This window comes from Peredibacter sp. HCB2-198, from assembly GCF_045999315.1.
Classification (GTDB): Bacteria; Bdellovibrionota; Bacteriovoracia; order Bacteriovoracales; family Bacteriovoracaceae; genus Peredibacter.
On record NZ_CP174607.1, the window covers coordinates 165,864 to 182,507 of the forward strand.

At 41.6% G+C, this 16,644-nt stretch carries 15 protein-coding genes and 2 tRNA genes; 6 read left to right on the plus strand and 11 right to left on the minus strand.

Features of this window, described 5'->3' with window-relative positions; translation table 11 throughout:
- Window positions 1-74: 74 nt before the first annotated feature.
- Both ACJVC5_RS00895 and ACJVC5_RS00900 read left to right on the plus strand, forming a co-directional pair.
- Window positions 75-1,421 carry a hypothetical protein gene (locus ACJVC5_RS00895; RefSeq protein WP_408097496.1) on the plus strand — a complete coding sequence of 449 codons (1,347 nt, stop codon included), beginning with the start codon at window positions 75-77 and terminating at the stop codon, window positions 1,419-1,421.
- A complete protein-coding gene (locus ACJVC5_RS00900; protein ID WP_408097497.1) occupies window positions 1,411-1,806 on the plus strand; it encodes an MAPEG family protein in 396 nt (131 codons plus the stop codon). Before ACJVC5_RS00895 ends, ACJVC5_RS00900 begins: the two co-directional genes overlap by 11 nt.
- On the opposite strand, the gene ACJVC5_RS00905 is transcribed toward ACJVC5_RS00900, so the two are convergent.
- The 4 genes from ACJVC5_RS00905 to ACJVC5_RS00920 all read right to left on the minus strand — a co-directional run bounded on the left by ACJVC5_RS00905 (window position 1,799) and on the right by ACJVC5_RS00920 (window position 4,149).
- Window positions 1,799-2,437, minus strand: coding sequence for a CatA-like O-acetyltransferase (locus ACJVC5_RS00905; protein ID WP_408097498.1), 639 nt, complete (start codon window positions 2,435-2,437; stop codon window positions 1,799-1,801). The genes ACJVC5_RS00900 and ACJVC5_RS00905 overlap by 8 nt on opposite strands.
- Window positions 2,434-3,030 carry a hypothetical protein gene (locus tag ACJVC5_RS00910; protein WP_408097499.1) on the minus strand — a complete coding sequence of 199 codons (597 nt, stop codon included), beginning with the start codon at window positions 3,028-3,030 and terminating at the stop codon, window positions 2,434-2,436. The genes ACJVC5_RS00905 and ACJVC5_RS00910 overlap by 4 nt, the downstream gene beginning before the upstream one ends.
- Window positions 3,031-3,080: 50 nt before the next feature.
- The gene (locus ACJVC5_RS00915; RefSeq protein ID WP_408097500.1) at window positions 3,081-3,623 is read right to left on the minus strand and encodes a hypothetical protein; all 543 of its coding nucleotides are present in this window, start codon (window positions 3,621-3,623) and stop codon (window positions 3,081-3,083) included.
- A 73-nt stretch (window positions 3,624-3,696) separates the two neighbouring features.
- Window positions 3,697-4,149 carry a globin domain-containing protein gene (locus ACJVC5_RS00920; RefSeq protein ID WP_408097501.1) on the minus strand — a complete coding sequence of 151 codons (453 nt, stop codon included), beginning with the start codon at window positions 4,147-4,149 and terminating at the stop codon, window positions 3,697-3,699.
- Between the two features lie 145 nt (window positions 4,150-4,294).
- Between ACJVC5_RS00920 and ACJVC5_RS00925 the strand changes: the two genes are divergently transcribed.
- The gene (locus tag ACJVC5_RS00925) at window positions 4,295-4,642 is read left to right on the plus strand and encodes a DUF427 domain-containing protein (RefSeq protein WP_408097502.1); all 348 of its coding nucleotides are present in this window, start codon (window positions 4,295-4,297) and stop codon (window positions 4,640-4,642) included.
- A 34-nt stretch (window positions 4,643-4,676) separates the two neighbouring features.
- Here the strand turns inward: ACJVC5_RS00925 and ACJVC5_RS00930 are convergent.
- Window positions 4,677-4,752, minus strand: a tRNA-Phe gene (locus ACJVC5_RS00930).
- A gap of 123 nt (window positions 4,753-4,875) precedes the next feature.
- Here ACJVC5_RS00930 and ACJVC5_RS00935 point away from each other — a divergent pair.
- Window positions 4,876-5,679 (plus strand): alpha/beta hydrolase, encoded by an 804-nt coding sequence (locus tag ACJVC5_RS00935; protein WP_408097503.1) that lies wholly within the window; start codon window positions 4,876-4,878, stop codon window positions 5,677-5,679.
- Here the strand turns inward: ACJVC5_RS00935 and queG are convergent.
- The 6 genes from queG to ACJVC5_RS00965 all read right to left on the minus strand — a co-directional run bounded on the left by queG (window position 5,676) and on the right by ACJVC5_RS00965 (window position 14,871).
- Window positions 5,676-6,602 carry a tRNA epoxyqueuosine(34) reductase QueG gene (gene queG, locus ACJVC5_RS00940; protein WP_408097504.1) on the minus strand — a complete coding sequence of 309 codons (927 nt, stop codon included), beginning with the start codon at window positions 6,600-6,602 and terminating at the stop codon, window positions 5,676-5,678. The genes ACJVC5_RS00935 and queG overlap by 4 nt on opposite strands.
- 29 nt (window positions 6,603-6,631) lie before the next feature.
- Window positions 6,632-8,329 (minus strand): pyruvate kinase, encoded by a 1,698-nt coding sequence (gene pyk, locus ACJVC5_RS00945; RefSeq protein ID WP_408097505.1) that lies wholly within the window; start codon window positions 8,327-8,329, stop codon window positions 6,632-6,634.
- A gap of 26 nt (window positions 8,330-8,355) precedes the next feature.
- Window positions 8,356-10,299 (minus strand): hypothetical protein, encoded by a 1,944-nt coding sequence (locus ACJVC5_RS00950; protein ID WP_408097506.1) that lies wholly within the window; start codon window positions 10,297-10,299, stop codon window positions 8,356-8,358.
- 130 nt (window positions 10,300-10,429) lie between these two features.
- Window positions 10,430-11,467 (minus strand): DsbA family protein, encoded by a 1,038-nt coding sequence (locus tag ACJVC5_RS00955; RefSeq protein WP_408097507.1) that lies wholly within the window; start codon window positions 11,465-11,467, stop codon window positions 10,430-10,432.
- A gap of 76 nt (window positions 11,468-11,543) precedes the next feature.
- Window positions 11,544-13,253 carry an ATP-binding cassette domain-containing protein gene (locus ACJVC5_RS00960; RefSeq protein WP_408097508.1) on the minus strand — a complete coding sequence of 570 codons (1,710 nt, stop codon included), beginning with the start codon at window positions 13,251-13,253 and terminating at the stop codon, window positions 11,544-11,546.
- Window positions 13,204-14,871 carry an ATP-binding cassette domain-containing protein gene (locus ACJVC5_RS00965; RefSeq protein ID WP_408097509.1) on the minus strand — a complete coding sequence of 556 codons (1,668 nt, stop codon included), beginning with the start codon at window positions 14,869-14,871 and terminating at the stop codon, window positions 13,204-13,206. The genes ACJVC5_RS00960 and ACJVC5_RS00965 overlap by 50 nt, the downstream gene beginning before the upstream one ends.
- Before the next feature lie 89 nt (window positions 14,872-14,960).
- On the opposite strand from ACJVC5_RS00965, the gene ACJVC5_RS00970 reads away from it, so the two are divergent.
- Window positions 14,961-15,037: transfer RNA gene (locus ACJVC5_RS00970), tRNA-Val, on the plus strand.
- A 62-nt stretch (window positions 15,038-15,099) separates the two neighbouring features.
- On the plus strand, window positions 15,100-16,095 hold the full coding sequence (locus tag ACJVC5_RS00975; protein ID WP_408097510.1) for a S66 peptidase family protein: 996 nt from the start codon (window positions 15,100-15,102) through the stop codon (window positions 16,093-16,095).
- Window positions 16,096-16,644: the final 549 nt, after the last annotated feature.

The following is a 16,644-nucleotide window of genomic DNA, read 5'->3' on the forward strand; positions in this document are numbered from 1 at the left end:
TAATTACCTTCTCACTGTTTCATTTAGTTCTCGCAAGCTATATTCCGCGCACTAATTTTTTAAGAGCTTTTAGAATGAAACAATTCTTCTTCGTCATTCTTTTGTCTGTGCTTGTCGTCGCTTGCGGTGACCCATCCTCCAATCGAAAAGTTCCCTTTGAAAATATCACTGTCACTAACTATTCAAACGTCCCCCTATTTCCGGAATCGCAGATTGTTGATTGTCATTCACGCAATTTCGCGGACAATATTCAATTTGGTCTGCATCTTTTTTTGAACGGAAAAAGCACCTTTGAATATATGAATTTTTCCGGTCTCATTCATCTATCCTTAATTGAGGACGGTCAAATCATCGCTCGAACGGTTTACGGTGAGAAAGTGGAAATCATCCGTTCACCCATTCAAGACAGGTACATTGGCATTGAAGGTCCTAAAAAAGTTTCTCTCTGTGCGGATCTAGATCAGTATGAACAAGGAACGATTGAAAGCGCGGCCTTGAATGCCGCTTATTTTATTTCTAAAACCAATGCTAAATTCAAGACCGCAGTAAAAGACATCAACATCAGACCTATCACTTTAAATATCTCTCCTTCGATTCTTCAATCCAACATCGTTGAAAACTATGCGGGCGAAAAAATCAAGGAAAGTAGTTACTGGACCGATAATGCTCTCTACACTCCTCTTAATGAGTCCATTACCTTTCTTCCTCATAGTCAGGAAATGCGTAAGATGGGCCTCACAGTGAACTTTTGGGAAGTTCCCATGATTGCTTCTCACGAGTATGGACACCACATTTATCAGGCGATTTTTCCTCACTCAAGGGGTCTATCTCTTGGCTGCTTTGATCACTTAAAGAAAAAAACAAAACCTAAAAATAAGTCTTATGGTTTTAGAGTTGTAAGCATGGACGACATCATGACTGCTTACAATGAGGCCTTTGCTGATCTCATTTCCTACTACACTCTCGAGGAACATGAACGAGGTGTAGAAGGAATTATGTGCTTGAAAGTCACAAGAGATGTGGGCTCAAGTGTAATGATCAACGGCAAATCAAAAGTGATCACCAAGAGTCTCATCCATAGCTTTTTCTCTTTTTTTGAAGAGTCTTCAAGCTGCGACTATCCTTCTTATCAAGAAGTTCATATTTTAGGGGCCTCGTTGGCCTTCAGTATGGATCAATTGATGAATTCACATACATCATCAAAGGAAGAGAAACTCCGCATTCTTGTTGCCTGGGTCAAAGATCTAAAGGCCAATCATAAAAAATATAAAGAATTGCTTCCTCGTAAGTATTTTGAAAATACCATGACTGCGTTTATTGAGATGAATCTCAAGCAATTTCATGATCAAGATCAAGGCTGCGAAGCAGTTAAGGCCTCTTTCCCCGGACTAGAAATCAATGGATGCTCTAATGGCCTTTGAATATAAGTCACTCGCTTTCTTAACCATCTTTTTTCTCTTTGCTTGGGTGCCGGTGAGCTTCGGTAAATGGCGCGCTTTCGGTCTAGGTTGGATTGGGAGTAACCGCGTTCCAGTTTCAGGAAAAGAATTAGAACCGTGGGCCGCTCGATGTGAAAGGGCCTACAATAATCTCAAGGATTACTTTCCTGGTTTTATTGTCGCTATTTTGATCCTCGGAATGAACAACAGGTTTGATGAGGGAACAAAACTTGCTGCTGGTGCTTATGTGGCCGCAAGGCTTGGTCATTATCTCGTTTATGGATTCGGTATCGTGAGTTTAAGAGCAGTTCTCTTCTCGCTCGGTCTCTTCGCCAATGTCTATCTTTTGCTGAAAATCTTTATTTAATCGCCTCTGCTAAGACACGACCGATTTCTTCCGCTAACAAATGAATATGATAACCATCTACAAAGCCATGATGGGCCTGAACCGAGAATGGCATTGATAGACGTCCATCAGGAAGAGTGGAGAATTTCCCCCACGCTAAGGAAGGAATATCCGCTGATTTAAATCGTCCTACCGGATGCTGGATCGAGGTAAAATCCAACCATGGTAGACTCGTGATAAACACGTAGTCCTTGAGGTCTCGAGCACTCACGTCTGAAGCAGAATGAATCAGCTTTGGTGCTTTCATAGATTCGTCCTTCGCAGCAAGGCTACGACGGATGAACTCATTCACATCATCGCTAAATTCGAAGCGAGTGAAGTTAAAAATATTTTCTTCATTGAGGATCGTATAAGAAGGAATGATTTGATCAATGAGAATGACTTCCCCGTCATAAATACGATAACGGAAGTTCTCTACATTCATGAGAGCTTTGAATAAGTAATATAGAAAGAAATGGAAAACTGGAAGATTCTGCTCTTTACAGTAGGGCCTGAAATCAGGAACTTCTAATCTAAAAGTGACATTTAAAAAGGGACTCTCCATGCTCTCGAAAAGTTCAAAGCGGTCCCGGCGTTTCTCAAAATTCTTCATAATAATTCGATATCTGCAATACAGGCCTTCTCGTTCTTCACTACGCCATCGGCCTCATGAAGGTCTCGAGAAGTAAAACCTAAAGTAATATGAGGGAAAAAGTGTTGGGCCTCAAAGGCACCGACCTTCCCACCTCGGCTTTCATATAATTTCTGAATCTTTCTTCTGATCTCAAATAAGTCAGAAGACTTCACGACGATAAAATAAGTGTCGTCGTTTTTTAATGAACCCTTCCCTAGGCAAACTACTTTGAAAGATGATTTTTGAATTTCGTTCTTTAAAGCAATCTCATTGATTTCTTTAATCGTGATCTTATTTTTTAGAACTTCAAAAAACTCAACAGGAGTCACCACCGTAATATGGGCCTCACCGCGATTCTTCAACTTTTTGCGTTCTGCCTGAACGACTGCTTTGAATAATTCTTTCACTGGAGCATAATTGACTTCCATCGAAAGATACGAATCAAAGGCCCCATTTCCTTCATGCTTAATAAAAGGAATTCCAGCATTGACATGAACAGTTCTAGATAAACTAAAAGCAAATGAGCTTAAGCTAAATAGAAATGCCAGGACCGGCAGAAGGATTTTATGCATCCACCAGAACTACTACAGCTCATCGGGCCATGTCCATTCTAAATCAAATTTTATGTACTCGATTTAATAAGATTCTGTTCTATTCCTACCATGACTCCCGGCAGCCCTTTTTTATGAAGAATATAGACCGGAACTGGTAATAATCGACGCTTACCTTTCATGTCGTACCAGTCGTCTCCTTCTTTCAATGAGGCCTCGGCTTCGGCGGTAGTAAATGCCCAAATTGATGGGTGAAAGTGTTCTACTCCAACCAGACCATTGTCGCCTTTAATCTGTGCCACAATTCTTCCCTTACCTGTAGGGATGTAATGACTCTCGACTATTTCCCCACGAATAAATTCAAACCCGGTTGGATCTTTCAAATATTGGCGGATGGGATGTAGGCGAGTTTCTTTAATAAGCAGCTGAGAAAAATAAAAGAACAAGAGGCCCAGGATTAAAATGACAGCAGCTCCACCAAGAAGCTGCATACGCCCTGGTTCCTTTTCCATTGCCGTTCCCACCATAAATAGACCGGTGGAGACGGAAACAAATCCGGCCAGGTTGAATCCCAAAATGGCCAACCACTCCCCTTTATTCAAAAGCTTTTTCAAGCGTTTTGGGTCCTTGAGTTCTTGTTCATTTTGAATCGAAAGATTTTTCCACGAGCTATAAATAAAGACCTCTCTACGATTTGGAATTGGCCGGAAGAAAATACTGACTGATCATAAAACTCACAGGATAAAACACAACTTCACGCCAATAAAAAGCGAGATCATTATACCATTGAGTATCGTGCTTCTTAACAGTCATCACTAGAGCATCAATCCAGTAATAATAATCATGAGGATAAATGTTCATGTTTTCTTTAGCATGACTTTGTGAAAGTCGCAGAACCTGAGCGCGGGCATTTGTGTTCGAGTTGTCCAAAAAATCTAGAATGTATTTTAGCCCCGCCATCAAAGCTTTCTCTTGATGCTCAAAATCGGTGTTCTCAAAATACTTTTTTATTTTGGGACTTAAAAAGAAAAGATGCTGATAAAAATCATGCGCAAAAAGCGGCGTATCCGCCGAACGATTAAATGAGGCCCTCACAAGAGTGACTTTTTCTTCCCAGGTTTTCTTTCTTTCACGTGCCATAGGTCTTCAATGTTAACAGATTTTAAGAATTTACCAGCATGAAATTTCCTGATCTAAGTCATCTGGTCTAGTTTACTCGAGGATAGTTTAAATTCGAATTTCGGAGCGGAAGTGAAAAAATAGGTCTAATGACAGGAGGGCGCACATGGTTACTTCAAGTGGAATTGAGATCGAGAGAATTGATGAACGAGTTCAAGTGTTTCTCGATGGCGAATTAGTGGCAGATTCAACTTGTGCCATCAAACTTCTTGAGCCTGGTCACTCCCCCGTCTACTACATTCCAAAAAATGATTTACATGAAATTGATTTTGCAAAATACGATGATTATCACTGTCCATTCAAAGGTGAGGCAGAACTTTTAACAGTAAAACATGGTGATAAAAAATTTGAGAACATCGCATGGTCGTATGAGAATCCATTTGATGAGCTGAGTGAATTAAAAGGAAGAGTGGCCTTTTACGATGATAAGGTTGACGAAATTAAAGTCGCTTAAAATAAAAAAGCCTCAGATTTCTCTGAGGCTTTTTTGGTGCCCGGTCGCGGAATCGAACCACGGACACAAGGATTTTCAGTCCTTTGCTCTACCAACTGAGCTAACCGGGCGTATCGGATTACTTTAAGTATTGGTCTTCTAAAAAAGAGAACTCTAAAGTAATGTTACAAAGCTTTTTCGTCAATCAATATATTGCGAAAATTTTAAGTAATTATGCGCGTCAAGGTAGGAATATGTCCGTAAAGGTAATCACCACAGAACTCTCTCTTCCATGGTTCCAGGTAAACGCTCTGGCGTTCTTGCCTTCTGCCTCCGGAACACACTCAATTAAGAGCGAATGGGCCTTATTTACTCACGGATATACCTCTCATAAAGGCGATTGCTTAAACTGGGCCACACGCTTGGTGGAGACAGGGGTTCCTTGTCTAATTTTCGATCAGCCGGGACATTATTTAGGCAGTTTTAATGAAGTGAATTCATTTAGTGACTTCACGGCCCATGCTCATGAACTTTTCGGCGAGGCCTTTTTGCGTCTTCAGGCCCTCATGGAAAATCATTTAAGCGGTCAATTCACAGGACCAACGAGTGTTATCTTAGGCGGTCACTCTCTAGGTGCGTTTACCGCCATCCGAGCACTCGAGCTTCCCGTGCTTCAAAACTATCAACGTGTGGCCGTTGCTGTAGGAATCGGAATTGGCCAGCGACAAGCAACCCATCTTTTTGAAACTGCTTTCTACGAAAAAACCCTTTCCATCAGAAGACAGCTTGTTTCACCAGAGCTTGATTCAAAACAAGTTTTTGGTTGGTTAAAACACGAAAAAGAAACCATGACACTTTCAAATCAACGGATTCACCTCATCACTGGTGAAGATGATATCGTAGTTGGTGGTGGTGGATTAGAAGCATTCTTAGAAGTGCTTGAGAGAAACAATAACAGCGTGACCTTTGATAAGCCAAAGCGACTTCCTCACCATGAACCTGGTTCTGCTTCACCTTATCTCTATGGCTTTTTGAAGAATCACTTCGGTTGGGTCTAGCGCTTAAAGTTTTTAAGCCATCCCTCTTTGCCTGGACGATCAAAAGCAGTTCCGAAAAGTTTTTTTCTGAACCCGCGGTTAGTATCAGCGGCGATCATCGTCTTTAATTTCTCCCGTGGGAAATCAAAGAGCCAATCTTTAATGAATAAAAACTTATCTTGAAGTTTTAAAGAAGAGGTAATTCTTTGAAGCGGTTTTCTGTTCCATGGACAAACGTCCTGACAAATATCGCAGCCAAAAATTTCTCCCCGTGATTTTTCGAATCCTTCCGGAGCAGGAGCGTCCTTCATAATCTCAATTGTGAAAGTTGAAATACATTTAGAGGCCTCAAGCGTTCTGGTATCAACATTGATGGCACTGGTAGGACAGGCATCAATACAGGCCGTGCATTGGCCGCAGTGATCTACATCGAAGATTGCTTGATCTATGGGAAGCCTTTGATTCAAAAGAATACTTCCAATAATGAAGTAACTACCCTCTTTGCGATTGATCAGCATGGAGTTTTTACCGAACCAACCAAGCCCCGCTCGGTAAGCAAGATCTCTCTCTAAAACTGGTTGGGCATCAATTGTGAAGAAGGTCTTGAGATCGTCTATCGCCAATTTCTCCGTAATTTTTGTGAGTCGTTCTTTAAGGGCGCGATGATAGTCTTCGCCCTCAAATCCCAGAGTATAGGCCGCAACAGAATGCTGATTGTTTTCGAGCATCCACTTTTTGGTTTCTTGATAACTAAACAGAAAAACCAAAGCGGATTGAAACTCCGGAAAGACGTTTCTTAAATCGCGGCGAAGGTTTTTTCTGTGATCGTTTAGATAATTAAGAGGCCCGTGGAGATCCTTTTCCGTCCAGGCCTCATATTCAGATAAGGTTCGTGGAATCGCTTCTTCTGTATATCCCCAGTCCAAGACACCGAGGTCTTTCAAAAACTCATTATCTAGGACTGAAGACGATTTCATGAATTAAAAGGAAAGATTTCTATCGCACCAGTTGGACAGGCCTCAACACAGGCCATGTCCAAGGTGCATTTATGAACGTTTAAACCGTTAATTCGAGTTTCATGGTTCTCTTCAATAGACGCTGTCCAGATTTCAAATGGACACACGTTGATACAAGCCTGGCATGAAGCACAGATCGTTGTATCAAGTAAGAGCTTTCCCCTGTCAAAAGACACCTCCTGGATAGCATCCTGATCTGTGTTTTTGAGAGCGCGAGGAACGTCTTTAATCGTCTCGATTCGAACTGAGTTTGTTGTGCCTTGACGGAAGAACTTCCCATCGCCAACAGTCACAACGACCTTATCACCAATTTGAAGAAGGTTTTCTTTCTTCAGTTTATCAATCATAAGCTCTTCAAGCTTAGTCAGATCGCTGTCTTCATGAATGTTGAAATAATATGGAGAGATGCCCCAATAAAGACTCATCTTTCGAATTACGTGAAGTGAGTTCGTCACCCCAAGAACATGTGTCTTAGGACGGAAACGTGTCATCTTCAAACAAGAATTACCACCCTCAGTGATCGAAATGATCCAGCGGGCGTGAAGTTTTTCTGCCGCAATTGAGGCCGAAACCTGAACTGTTGCAGTTACACTCGTGATATTCATGTTACGAAGAAGAGGACGCTCAGTTGGCTTCTTCTCTGCTTCCTCGATGATTTGACCCATGATTTGAATCGCTTCAATTGGATATTTACCTGAGGCGGTTTCACCAGAAAGCATCACAACGTCCGTACCGTCCCAAATAGCGTTGGCCACGTCAGAGGCCTCGGCTCGTGTCGGACGAGAATTAGTGATCATGCTCTCAAGCATCTGAGTCGCTGTAATGATTGGTTTCCCAAGTTCATTACAAAGTTTGATCATTCTTTTCTGAATGGCAGGAACCAAATGGTTTCCTACTTCCACACCCATGTCACCACGGGCAATCATGATCATATCTGAAACCTGAACAATGCTTTCCATATTGTCGAGGGCCTCAGGCTTTTCAATTTTTGATACAATCGGAATCTGCACTTTCATTTGATGAAGAAGTGCTTTTACTTCCAAAATATCTTCCGCTGTACGGACAAAGCTCAGGGCCACATAGTCCACGCCCTGCTTTAGACCAAACAGAAGATCTTCTCTGTCCTTCTCAGTGAAACTCGGGGCCGATACTTTCACGTATGGAAGGTTGATCCCTTTGTTTGATTTAAGAATTCCACCCACCTTAACTTTGATTTTCAGAACTTCACGATCTTTTTCAATCGCTTCAGCTTCCAAAAGACCATCATCAAATAGGATACGGGCACCAACATGGGCGTCCTTCACCAGATTTTTATAAATGGTTGGGATGAAGTTTTTTGAATACTCCGGATACTGATCTTTAACGTGAGATGGGCCAATCACCCATACTTCATCATCTTTCAGTTCCAACGGCTCAGGAAGTTTATCCACGCGAATCTTAGGACCTTGAAGATCCAGAAGAATCGCCACTTCCTTACCAACATTTCTTGAGGCCTCTCGAATGTTCTTAATGGATTGTTCATGGGCCTCGTAAGTACCATGGGACATGTTGACTCGGGCGGCATTCATACCGGCCTTGATCATTTTTTCTAGCATCGGGATTGTGTTCGAGCTAGGTCCGATGGTCGCAATGATCTTCGCGCGACGAATAGACATAGGTTATCTTTTGAAAGAGTTGCTAATTAACTAAGGCGTTTATATTCCTTCATCTGATCCATCGCCTCTTTGTGGCCGTTTTTCATGCCCATGATTTGATTTTCATACGAAGAAACTAAGCGAGACTTCTCATCTTCATAGGCCTGCTTAATGCGATCCTGCTCTATTTGATGATCCATGTCCTTCTGGGCCAACTCTCTACTGTTGAGACCCTTCAGCTCTTTTAATTTATTCTCATAATCATTAGTAAGCAACTTTAATTTCGAGTCGTGATCGACTTGCATTTTATCGAGCTTCTTCTGGAAGTTCACATTCATCTCAGTCATATTTCTCTTAAGCTGAGCTTCACGTTGATCCATTAAAAGCTTGTGACCTTTAACATCTGCCGCGCGACGATCTTCAAAAAGAGTCGTTTGGGCCTTCATGTTTTTATCAGTCTGATCAATGATATTTTCGATCTTCTGACTCATGGTCATCTTGATATATTCATTCTCTCTTTGGAAATTAGTCAGACGGGCCTCGTAATTCTGCACCGTAGAATCCATCAATTTTGAGAACTCACGCTTCATTTCAAAGATCTCATTCGAACGTCTCTCCTGGACCTTTTTCATGAATTCGTTCTTGTCCTGATTGGACGTTTTCGTAACGTCTTCAAGTGCCGCTGTGTGCTTTTCTTCCAGGCTCTTCATTGACGAGTTGAAGTTTTCTTTCAAGCGATCAATACGTTGCTTAGAACTGTTTCTTTCCACCATAAGCTGCTGCTCATAAGCGGCCTTATCCAAACGGTTCTGATGTTCGCGGTTAGCAACTTCGGCTTCGGCGTGTTCTCTTTCCTTGGAAACAGTCACGATCTTGTCAGCATTGGCCTCATTAAGCTTACGGTCCATACGGGCCACGGCCTCTGATGCTTCCTCTTTCAAGGTTTCATTAAAGTTGCCCTGATCTTTATCGGCCTTTTCATTGTATGTACGCTGAAGATTATCCAATTGAGACATAAGTGAACGTTCACGGTTCTCGTGGATGACCTTATCTTTTAGACCGGTTTGCTTATCTACAACTTTCGCGAACTCTCCGGTTCCGTTGTCACGACGACGTTTTTCACGTTCGATACCACGTAATTGATTATTGAAATTACGACGAGCATCCAGCATTGTTTCCTGGTGCTCGCGATTGGCCTTAATGGTTTCATTCTTCTGAGTTTCAGCAAGATTATCACTTCTCATGCTGTAATCTTTCGCCATCGTATCAAAGCGTTCCTGATACTTGTTCTGCATGGTCTCAAGGCGATCGTTAGCATATTCTTTATGATGCTGAAGATCCGCCGCCTGTACCTCTTTACTCTTGGCGATGTCTGTACTGATGCGCTCTTTTAGCTCGGCAGTTTTCTTGGCATTGCCCTTATGGACATCAGTCATGTGATTTTCGTGAGAACGCACCAATTGCTGACGTTCACGATTGTATTGTTCTTTAAGGTCCGCCCCTGCTCCCGTCATTCGATCTTGATAATTCTGCATCTTTTCAGAGGTATCTTTCGTAATGTCGGCCACGTTACGGGCGTATTTGTTCTTTTGAACGTTTGTCAGGTCTTCGTGACGGTCTTTTTCCGAATCGAAGGCCTTCTGATAACTAGATTTGATATCGTTTAGGCGCTGATCGAAGTCCTTACTTTTTTTGATACTTTCTTGAGTGAAGACCTGTCTTTCCTTCTCCATGTCCTTATTGAACTTAGAGCTATTATCTTCAATGTATGAACGAGTTTTTTCTTTAAGATTATCGAGGGAAGCTTGATAACCTTTTTCGAGGTCAGCACGGTCTTTTACGAAGTTTTCACGCTGTTTATTGTTCACGTGATCCGCACGCTCTTCAATGTCCGCAATACGTTTATCAGTGGCCGTTTTCGCTTTCTCATTGGCCTCTCTGTAGTATTCGCGTTCCTTGGCCAATTGCTTGGTGTAATCTACGCCGTTCATGACTTCATCCCTTATCTGTCACTTCCTGTGACATCATGCCTTAGTATAACAAACGGGTTGAAACTAAAAAGCCTTGGGTAAATCTTGCTGATTTAGCCCAAGGCCTATTTAACTGACTAAAAAGATATAATTAACGAGCTAGTTCTTCGTCGATGATTTCGGCAAAAACGTCCATTGGCTGGGCGCCGTTAATTAACTGACCGTTGATAAAGAAAGTCGGAGTCGACTTCACTTTTACCTTACGCCCCTCTTCCATATCGGCCTTAACCTGGGCAAGGAACTTGTTCTCAGATAGACACTTCTCGAAGGCCTCTGATTTTAAACCAATTTTCTTTGCTGTTTTCTTAAGACCTTCAGCATCTAGAGCGTCTTGGTTAGCGAACATTTCATCATGCATTTTCCAGAAATAATCTGTTCCCTGCTCGTTAGCACATAGACCGGCCACAGCAGCTTGCTCAGCGTGGTTATGGAACGGAAGTGGGAAGTTTTTGAAGGCAACTTGTACTTTGTTACCATACTTCTTCTTAATTTGTTTTAGGATGTCAGCGCCTTTTGCACAGAACGGACATTGAAAATCAGAGAACTCTACGATCGTCACTTTTGCGTCTTTAGCACCCATTGCAGGAGCATTTCCTACTTCAACCGGGAATGTTGGACGGCGAGGTTTTGGAATGTAAACTTCAACTGGATCTTTTTTCGTCTGCTCAGCGATCCACTTATCAACAGCTTCTTTCTTTCTCTCCATTTCAAGATAGTTTTTAATTTTCTCTCTTACTTGAGGATTGATGTGCTCAGCTGGGATGTTTTGATCTTTAATGAAAGCATCAATTTCTTTGTCTGAAATCACTACGTCTTTAGCGATATACTTCTCAAGAAACTCATCATTTGAGATGCCTTTTTTACGAGGATCTTTGTCCATATACTTCTGAAGAAGAAGAGACTTAAGACGAGCGAATTTGATTTCGAAAACTTTTGTTTCAGCTTCGAATAGATCAGATTCGATACCATCTGCTAGTTCAGCATTTGTAATTTCCATGCTTCCAACTTTGGCAGCAAGGCCTTCTTTTGGAGCTGGTTTGAAGAGGTAACTTGGTTTCCCTGTGCTATCAGAACAAGCAGAGAAAGATAACAGAACAACGAGAGCGAGTAGGCCCACAATAGCTTTCATAAATGAGATCTCCTGTTAAAAACTTTCAACATCTTAACGTAAGTCTCGAAGAATAAAAACGAAGTGTATTAGTCCACTAATGAAGGTGTTTTAGGAATTCCTGGTATTTGGCCACACCACGTAAGACTTGGTGAGATCCCGTGGCCTCAATTCTCCCCGCTTCGATCAATATGAGCTTATGAGAATTAAGAATTGTTTCCAATCTATGGGTCACAATGATGGTCATGGAGCGAGACTGGAAGAAACGAATCAGGTCACGCAGGGCCGCTTCAAGCTCCGAATCGAGTCCACTCGAAATCTCATCCATGAGGATTACTGGCTTTTTCAAGAAAAGAGCACGAAGACCCGAGATCAACTGCTTCTGTCCCATAGAGAGGGCCTTAGGTATAACCTTATCTTCTGGTTGAAGTCCCCAGCGATTAAGGTATGGAATCGAATCACAGGCAAGTTTCCAGAAAGTATCAAACCCTTCTTCGGCACCAAGGGTGATATTGAATTTTAATGTTTCAGTGAAAACGTGAGAATCCTGAGAAATAAGACTTACATAAGAAGAGAATAAACGAAGTCCCTTCTCGTCACTCGCATCAATCACCCTCCCATCCATGGTGATCGTTCCGGTGAACGTGTGGTACTGGCCAGAAAGAAGTTTTAGAAGAGTCGATTTGCCTGAACCAGATTCCCCAAGAATTCCCAGGATTTCTCCTCGATGAATTTCAAATTGAATCTTTTCGAGTTTGAAACCTTGATCATATTGAAAGTGTTCAAGATCAAACTTCATGGTTTGGGCCTCAAGGTGAGTGAAGTCCATACGCTCAAGGTTGTCCTGATTAAAACTATCGTTAAATTGGTGAAGGCGATCAATCCCCGTTCTCGCTCTCTGAATGACGGATATCTTAGAAGCAACATCTTTGATCGGAGTAATTGATTTTTGAATAAGATCAATCAATGCCGCCAGGATCGCCACTTCTACGATTTGAGAATGCGGAACGATGATCATCACCAGGGCAACAAGAATTGGATAAAGGGATTCGGCCGCCGAATAGTAACTAGCGTCCCAGATGTTGGCGTGAAGTTGCTTGTCGAGAAACTCTTCAAAGATTTTCTCCCCTCTTTTTGTCGCGTACTTATCGTTCGGAGAAAAGAAGAGTTCTTTAAGGCCGGAAGTTAAATCCGTAATCACCCGGGCCATAAGACCTGTGATACGACGAACATCTGCGAAGATCACCGCCATGACCTTACTTCCTTTAATCAGAAGTAGACAGGCAATCACTTCAGCAATGAAGAGACTCACACCAGTGGTTGAGTTCAGTTGCAAAAAACTGATCAGACACGAAAGAATAAAAATAATATCAATGAAGATAGCGAAGCTGCCTGAACTCACAACTTCTCGTACGGCATCGGTATCATTCATTAAGCGAGCAAGAACTTCGCCCAATGGATACTCATCATGCTTTCCGGATTTTCGTTTGAAAGGTGCTTTCAGCCAAAGAGCAAAACTACGACGTCTGATTTCGGTGAGAAGAACCTGGATGTAGCGGTTTGAGCCTAATGAGAATAAAAATCGGTTAATGTATTCAATTGAAAATAAGAGAACGAGATTAATCATCTCACGATGAAAAGAAGCATCGTTATTTAAAGATTCGTAGAAAGAGGAAATAAACTTAGGCGTAAGGTATCCTGTGACCGCAGAGATCACGAGATTCACGAGAATAAAAATGGCAAGTGGCGTTTCTGACTTAAGCCAGATGTACGTCCACCAGTTGTTCTTTAAAGAACCTTGTGACATTTTCTTCCTTTAAAAGTTTTTGCGACTCGCCTTGTGCTTTAATTCCAGCTTCACGATCGAGATAAATCACTTCATCCGATAAACGAACTGTCGTCAGTCGGTGACTTGAAATAATAAATGTTAAATGGCCCCACTCTCCGCTTTGACGAAGGTTAGCAACCACCTTTCTTTCTAGAATGATATCCACTGACGAGAAGGGATCATCCCAAATGATGAGCTTTGCGCCTGACATGAGTGAACGGATCAGGGCCACACGTTTCATCTGACCGCCGGATAAACGTTTTCCGTTCTCTCCCACTTCGAGTTTTAGAACTTCATCAATGGTTGGGGCGAGATTATCCAGTTGGAAAATCTTAATGAGGTCACGAGCGCGCTTTAAGTTCGTTTCAGTTGGAGCTGCACCTAAGAAAATGTTCTCCTGAATGGTATCGTTGAAGAGATATGGCTCTTGCTGAACCATTGATACCACTTCTTTATTGAGAATAAGACCAGTCGCCAATTGAGAAAGGATGTAACTCTTTCCGCTTCCTGTTTCACCAATGAGGACGGTCCATTTGCCTTTTTGAATGTTAAGATGGAGAGGTTTTTCCCAGAAAAGCATATTGAGATGAATACATGAATCGTCTTCTTTCACTTTCATATTCTGAAGACTAAGTTCATCCTTTGATTCAACGACAAGTACCGAGTAAAGTTCTTTTACACGTTTCCAGGCCGCAAAACCTTGTGACATGATCACTGCCACCCATGACATGAACATCACCGGTTCCAGAAACAGATAAAGAAACCCTGAGAAGAAAACAAGATCAGAGGTATCACCACCGTTCTTACGGATCAGCATCGCGGCCCAAATAAGAGAGGCCCCAAGTCCCAGCTTCACATAAGGCCCAGTGATGGCAAAGCCGATACTCGATTTAAAGAAAAGAGTTAATTCTTCAGACGAAGATCGTACAAATCCTTTAATGAAACTTTCCTCACGGTGAAAGTTTTTAATGGTTTGTTTCGCTTCGTAAGCTTCAATGATGTATTGCTGAACCTCTCCCTTTTTATCCATCATTTTCTTAAAGTACTTCTGATTAATGAAGGTCATGATGGTGAACAGAAATACACTTGTGAAAAGCGGAATAAAGGCCGGCCATAAGTAGGAGTCAGTTTGATTCAATTTCGGGATTAATACCCATCCGGCGATGATAAGGTTTCCGACCTGAAGAAGGCCGAATCCGATAAAAGCGCGAAGGTTGTTCACATCATCAAAAAGGATTTGGAAAATTTGTCCCTGGCTTCTTCCCGCATAACGAGTTGAAGGAACGGTTTCTAGTAATTCTAAAATCTCCATACGGAGAAGCTTCTGCTGAACTCGGGCCGGATAAAAGAAAAGTAATCTTGAAAAGGTTCGAAAGAAAAGAATCCCGATCGCGAGTCCCAGGAATATCCAAACTGAGGCGTTCCCGAGCTCCCCTTGGGACATGAGTTTCGTTAACTGACGAATTCTTTCCGGGATTTGGCTTTGGAAAACCTGCAGGACATATAGGCAGATAAAGGCACCCAAATAATACCATTTGAACTCAAAAGCATGATGGATGATCCAAGAACCGAACCGGCGGTGTAATCGCGAACTCATAGCCCGAAAATTTACCTCAAATTTTGCTCAAAGTCATTGAAAGGAATAGTGACATAATGAAGAAATCTTCTTAACATAATGGACTCAACGCGCCCGTAGCTCAGTTGGTTAGAGTATTACCTTGACATGGTAGGGGTCACAAGTTCGAATCTTGTCGGGCGCACCATCTTCATATTTCAGTCACTTATCCATTGACACCAATACATACTCTCGAACTAAAATTTTCACATGAAAATCATTAAGCCTAATCGTTTACAATCAGGACAAAACATTGGCGTTGTTGCTCTCTCAACTCCTGCAAAAACTCTGAAACCTGATTACCGAGCAAGAGCTTACAAAAGAATAAAAGAATTATTTGGTCTCAACATTATTGAAGCTCCAAATCTTGATCATCAAACAGGTCACACAGCAGGAACAATAAAAGAAAGAGTTAAGTCACTCCACGATTTCTTCAAGCGAAAAGACATCCATGGGATTATGTCTTTTTGGGGAGGATTCAATACTCATCAAGTTCTTGAGTATCTGGACTATGACTTGATTAAAGCAAATCCCAAAGTACTGGTTGGGTATTCTGACACAACAAATTTGCTATCAGGAATCACTCAAAAAACAGGGCTTGTTACTTTTAATGGTCCTGCAATCATCACTTTTGCTAAATCAACAGTACCTGATGAAACAATCGAATGTTTTAGAAGTTTGGTTATGGAAACTAATACTTCTTATTCTTATCCTGTTTCAAAAAGGTTTTCTGATAACCAATGGTGGATTGAAGATAAAATGGAATTTTCAACAAACCCAGGTCTTCAAACTTTCAAAAAAGGAAAAGCAGAAGGAAGAATTGTTGGTGGTAACATTGGTACTCTACTATTGCTTGCAGGCACTCCTTACTTCCCCTCGATGAAAGGAAAGATCCTTTTTATCGAAGACGATGAAGCGGAAAATCCCAAGACTTTAGATCGCTATTTCACTCAATTGAGACAAATGGGTGTATTTGATAAAATTAACGGTATGGTGATCGGAAGATTCGCGAGATGCGTTGGGCTTAGTCAGAATGACAGCTTAAATATGATTTTAAATGATTCACTTAAGGGCCACAACTTTCCTGTGATAACTGAATTCGATATGGGCCATACAGATCCAATAATGACTGTGCCTATTGGAGCTAAAGTTTCTATTGATGCGAATAAGAAGAAAATCGTAATTACAGAAACAGTAAACAGGTGATATCGAGCGCTCAAAAAAGGCTTGAGGGTACTGCATATTACGAGGGCTGGTTTTAGTACTGAAGAAGATATTCGTACCGAGCCAATAAAATACTTAAACTCTAAATCCTCGACAGTATCTATAGGTGCTCCTGAAGCTCAACAAATCAAAGTGAATCCAAGTTTTTTCTAAGCCTCCGGCGCTCTATTCACAAGGGCCGCAAGACAGGTCAGTGATAAGGATGAGCTTGAGCGAATGATTGAAAGCGGTCTTACGCCTGAGGAAGCCTTCATTCAGCTTGTTGAAAATGATAAATGAGCCTTGAAACGACCCTATAAAACTCTCTACGACACTCGAAAATCTTTAACTTTTAAAACATTCACTATCACTTAAATGCTCCGGCCTGCTCCACCTTAGAAAATTCATCAACCTATACTCTATGACACGATCTTTAGCTTAATTCCACTATGACAAATTTCGAATGAGGCTAAAATAAAGTTAAAACAAATTTAATCAGCATGCTATTCCGTTCGATAAAGGGTCTGATGAAAATATTCTTCCTCATATTAA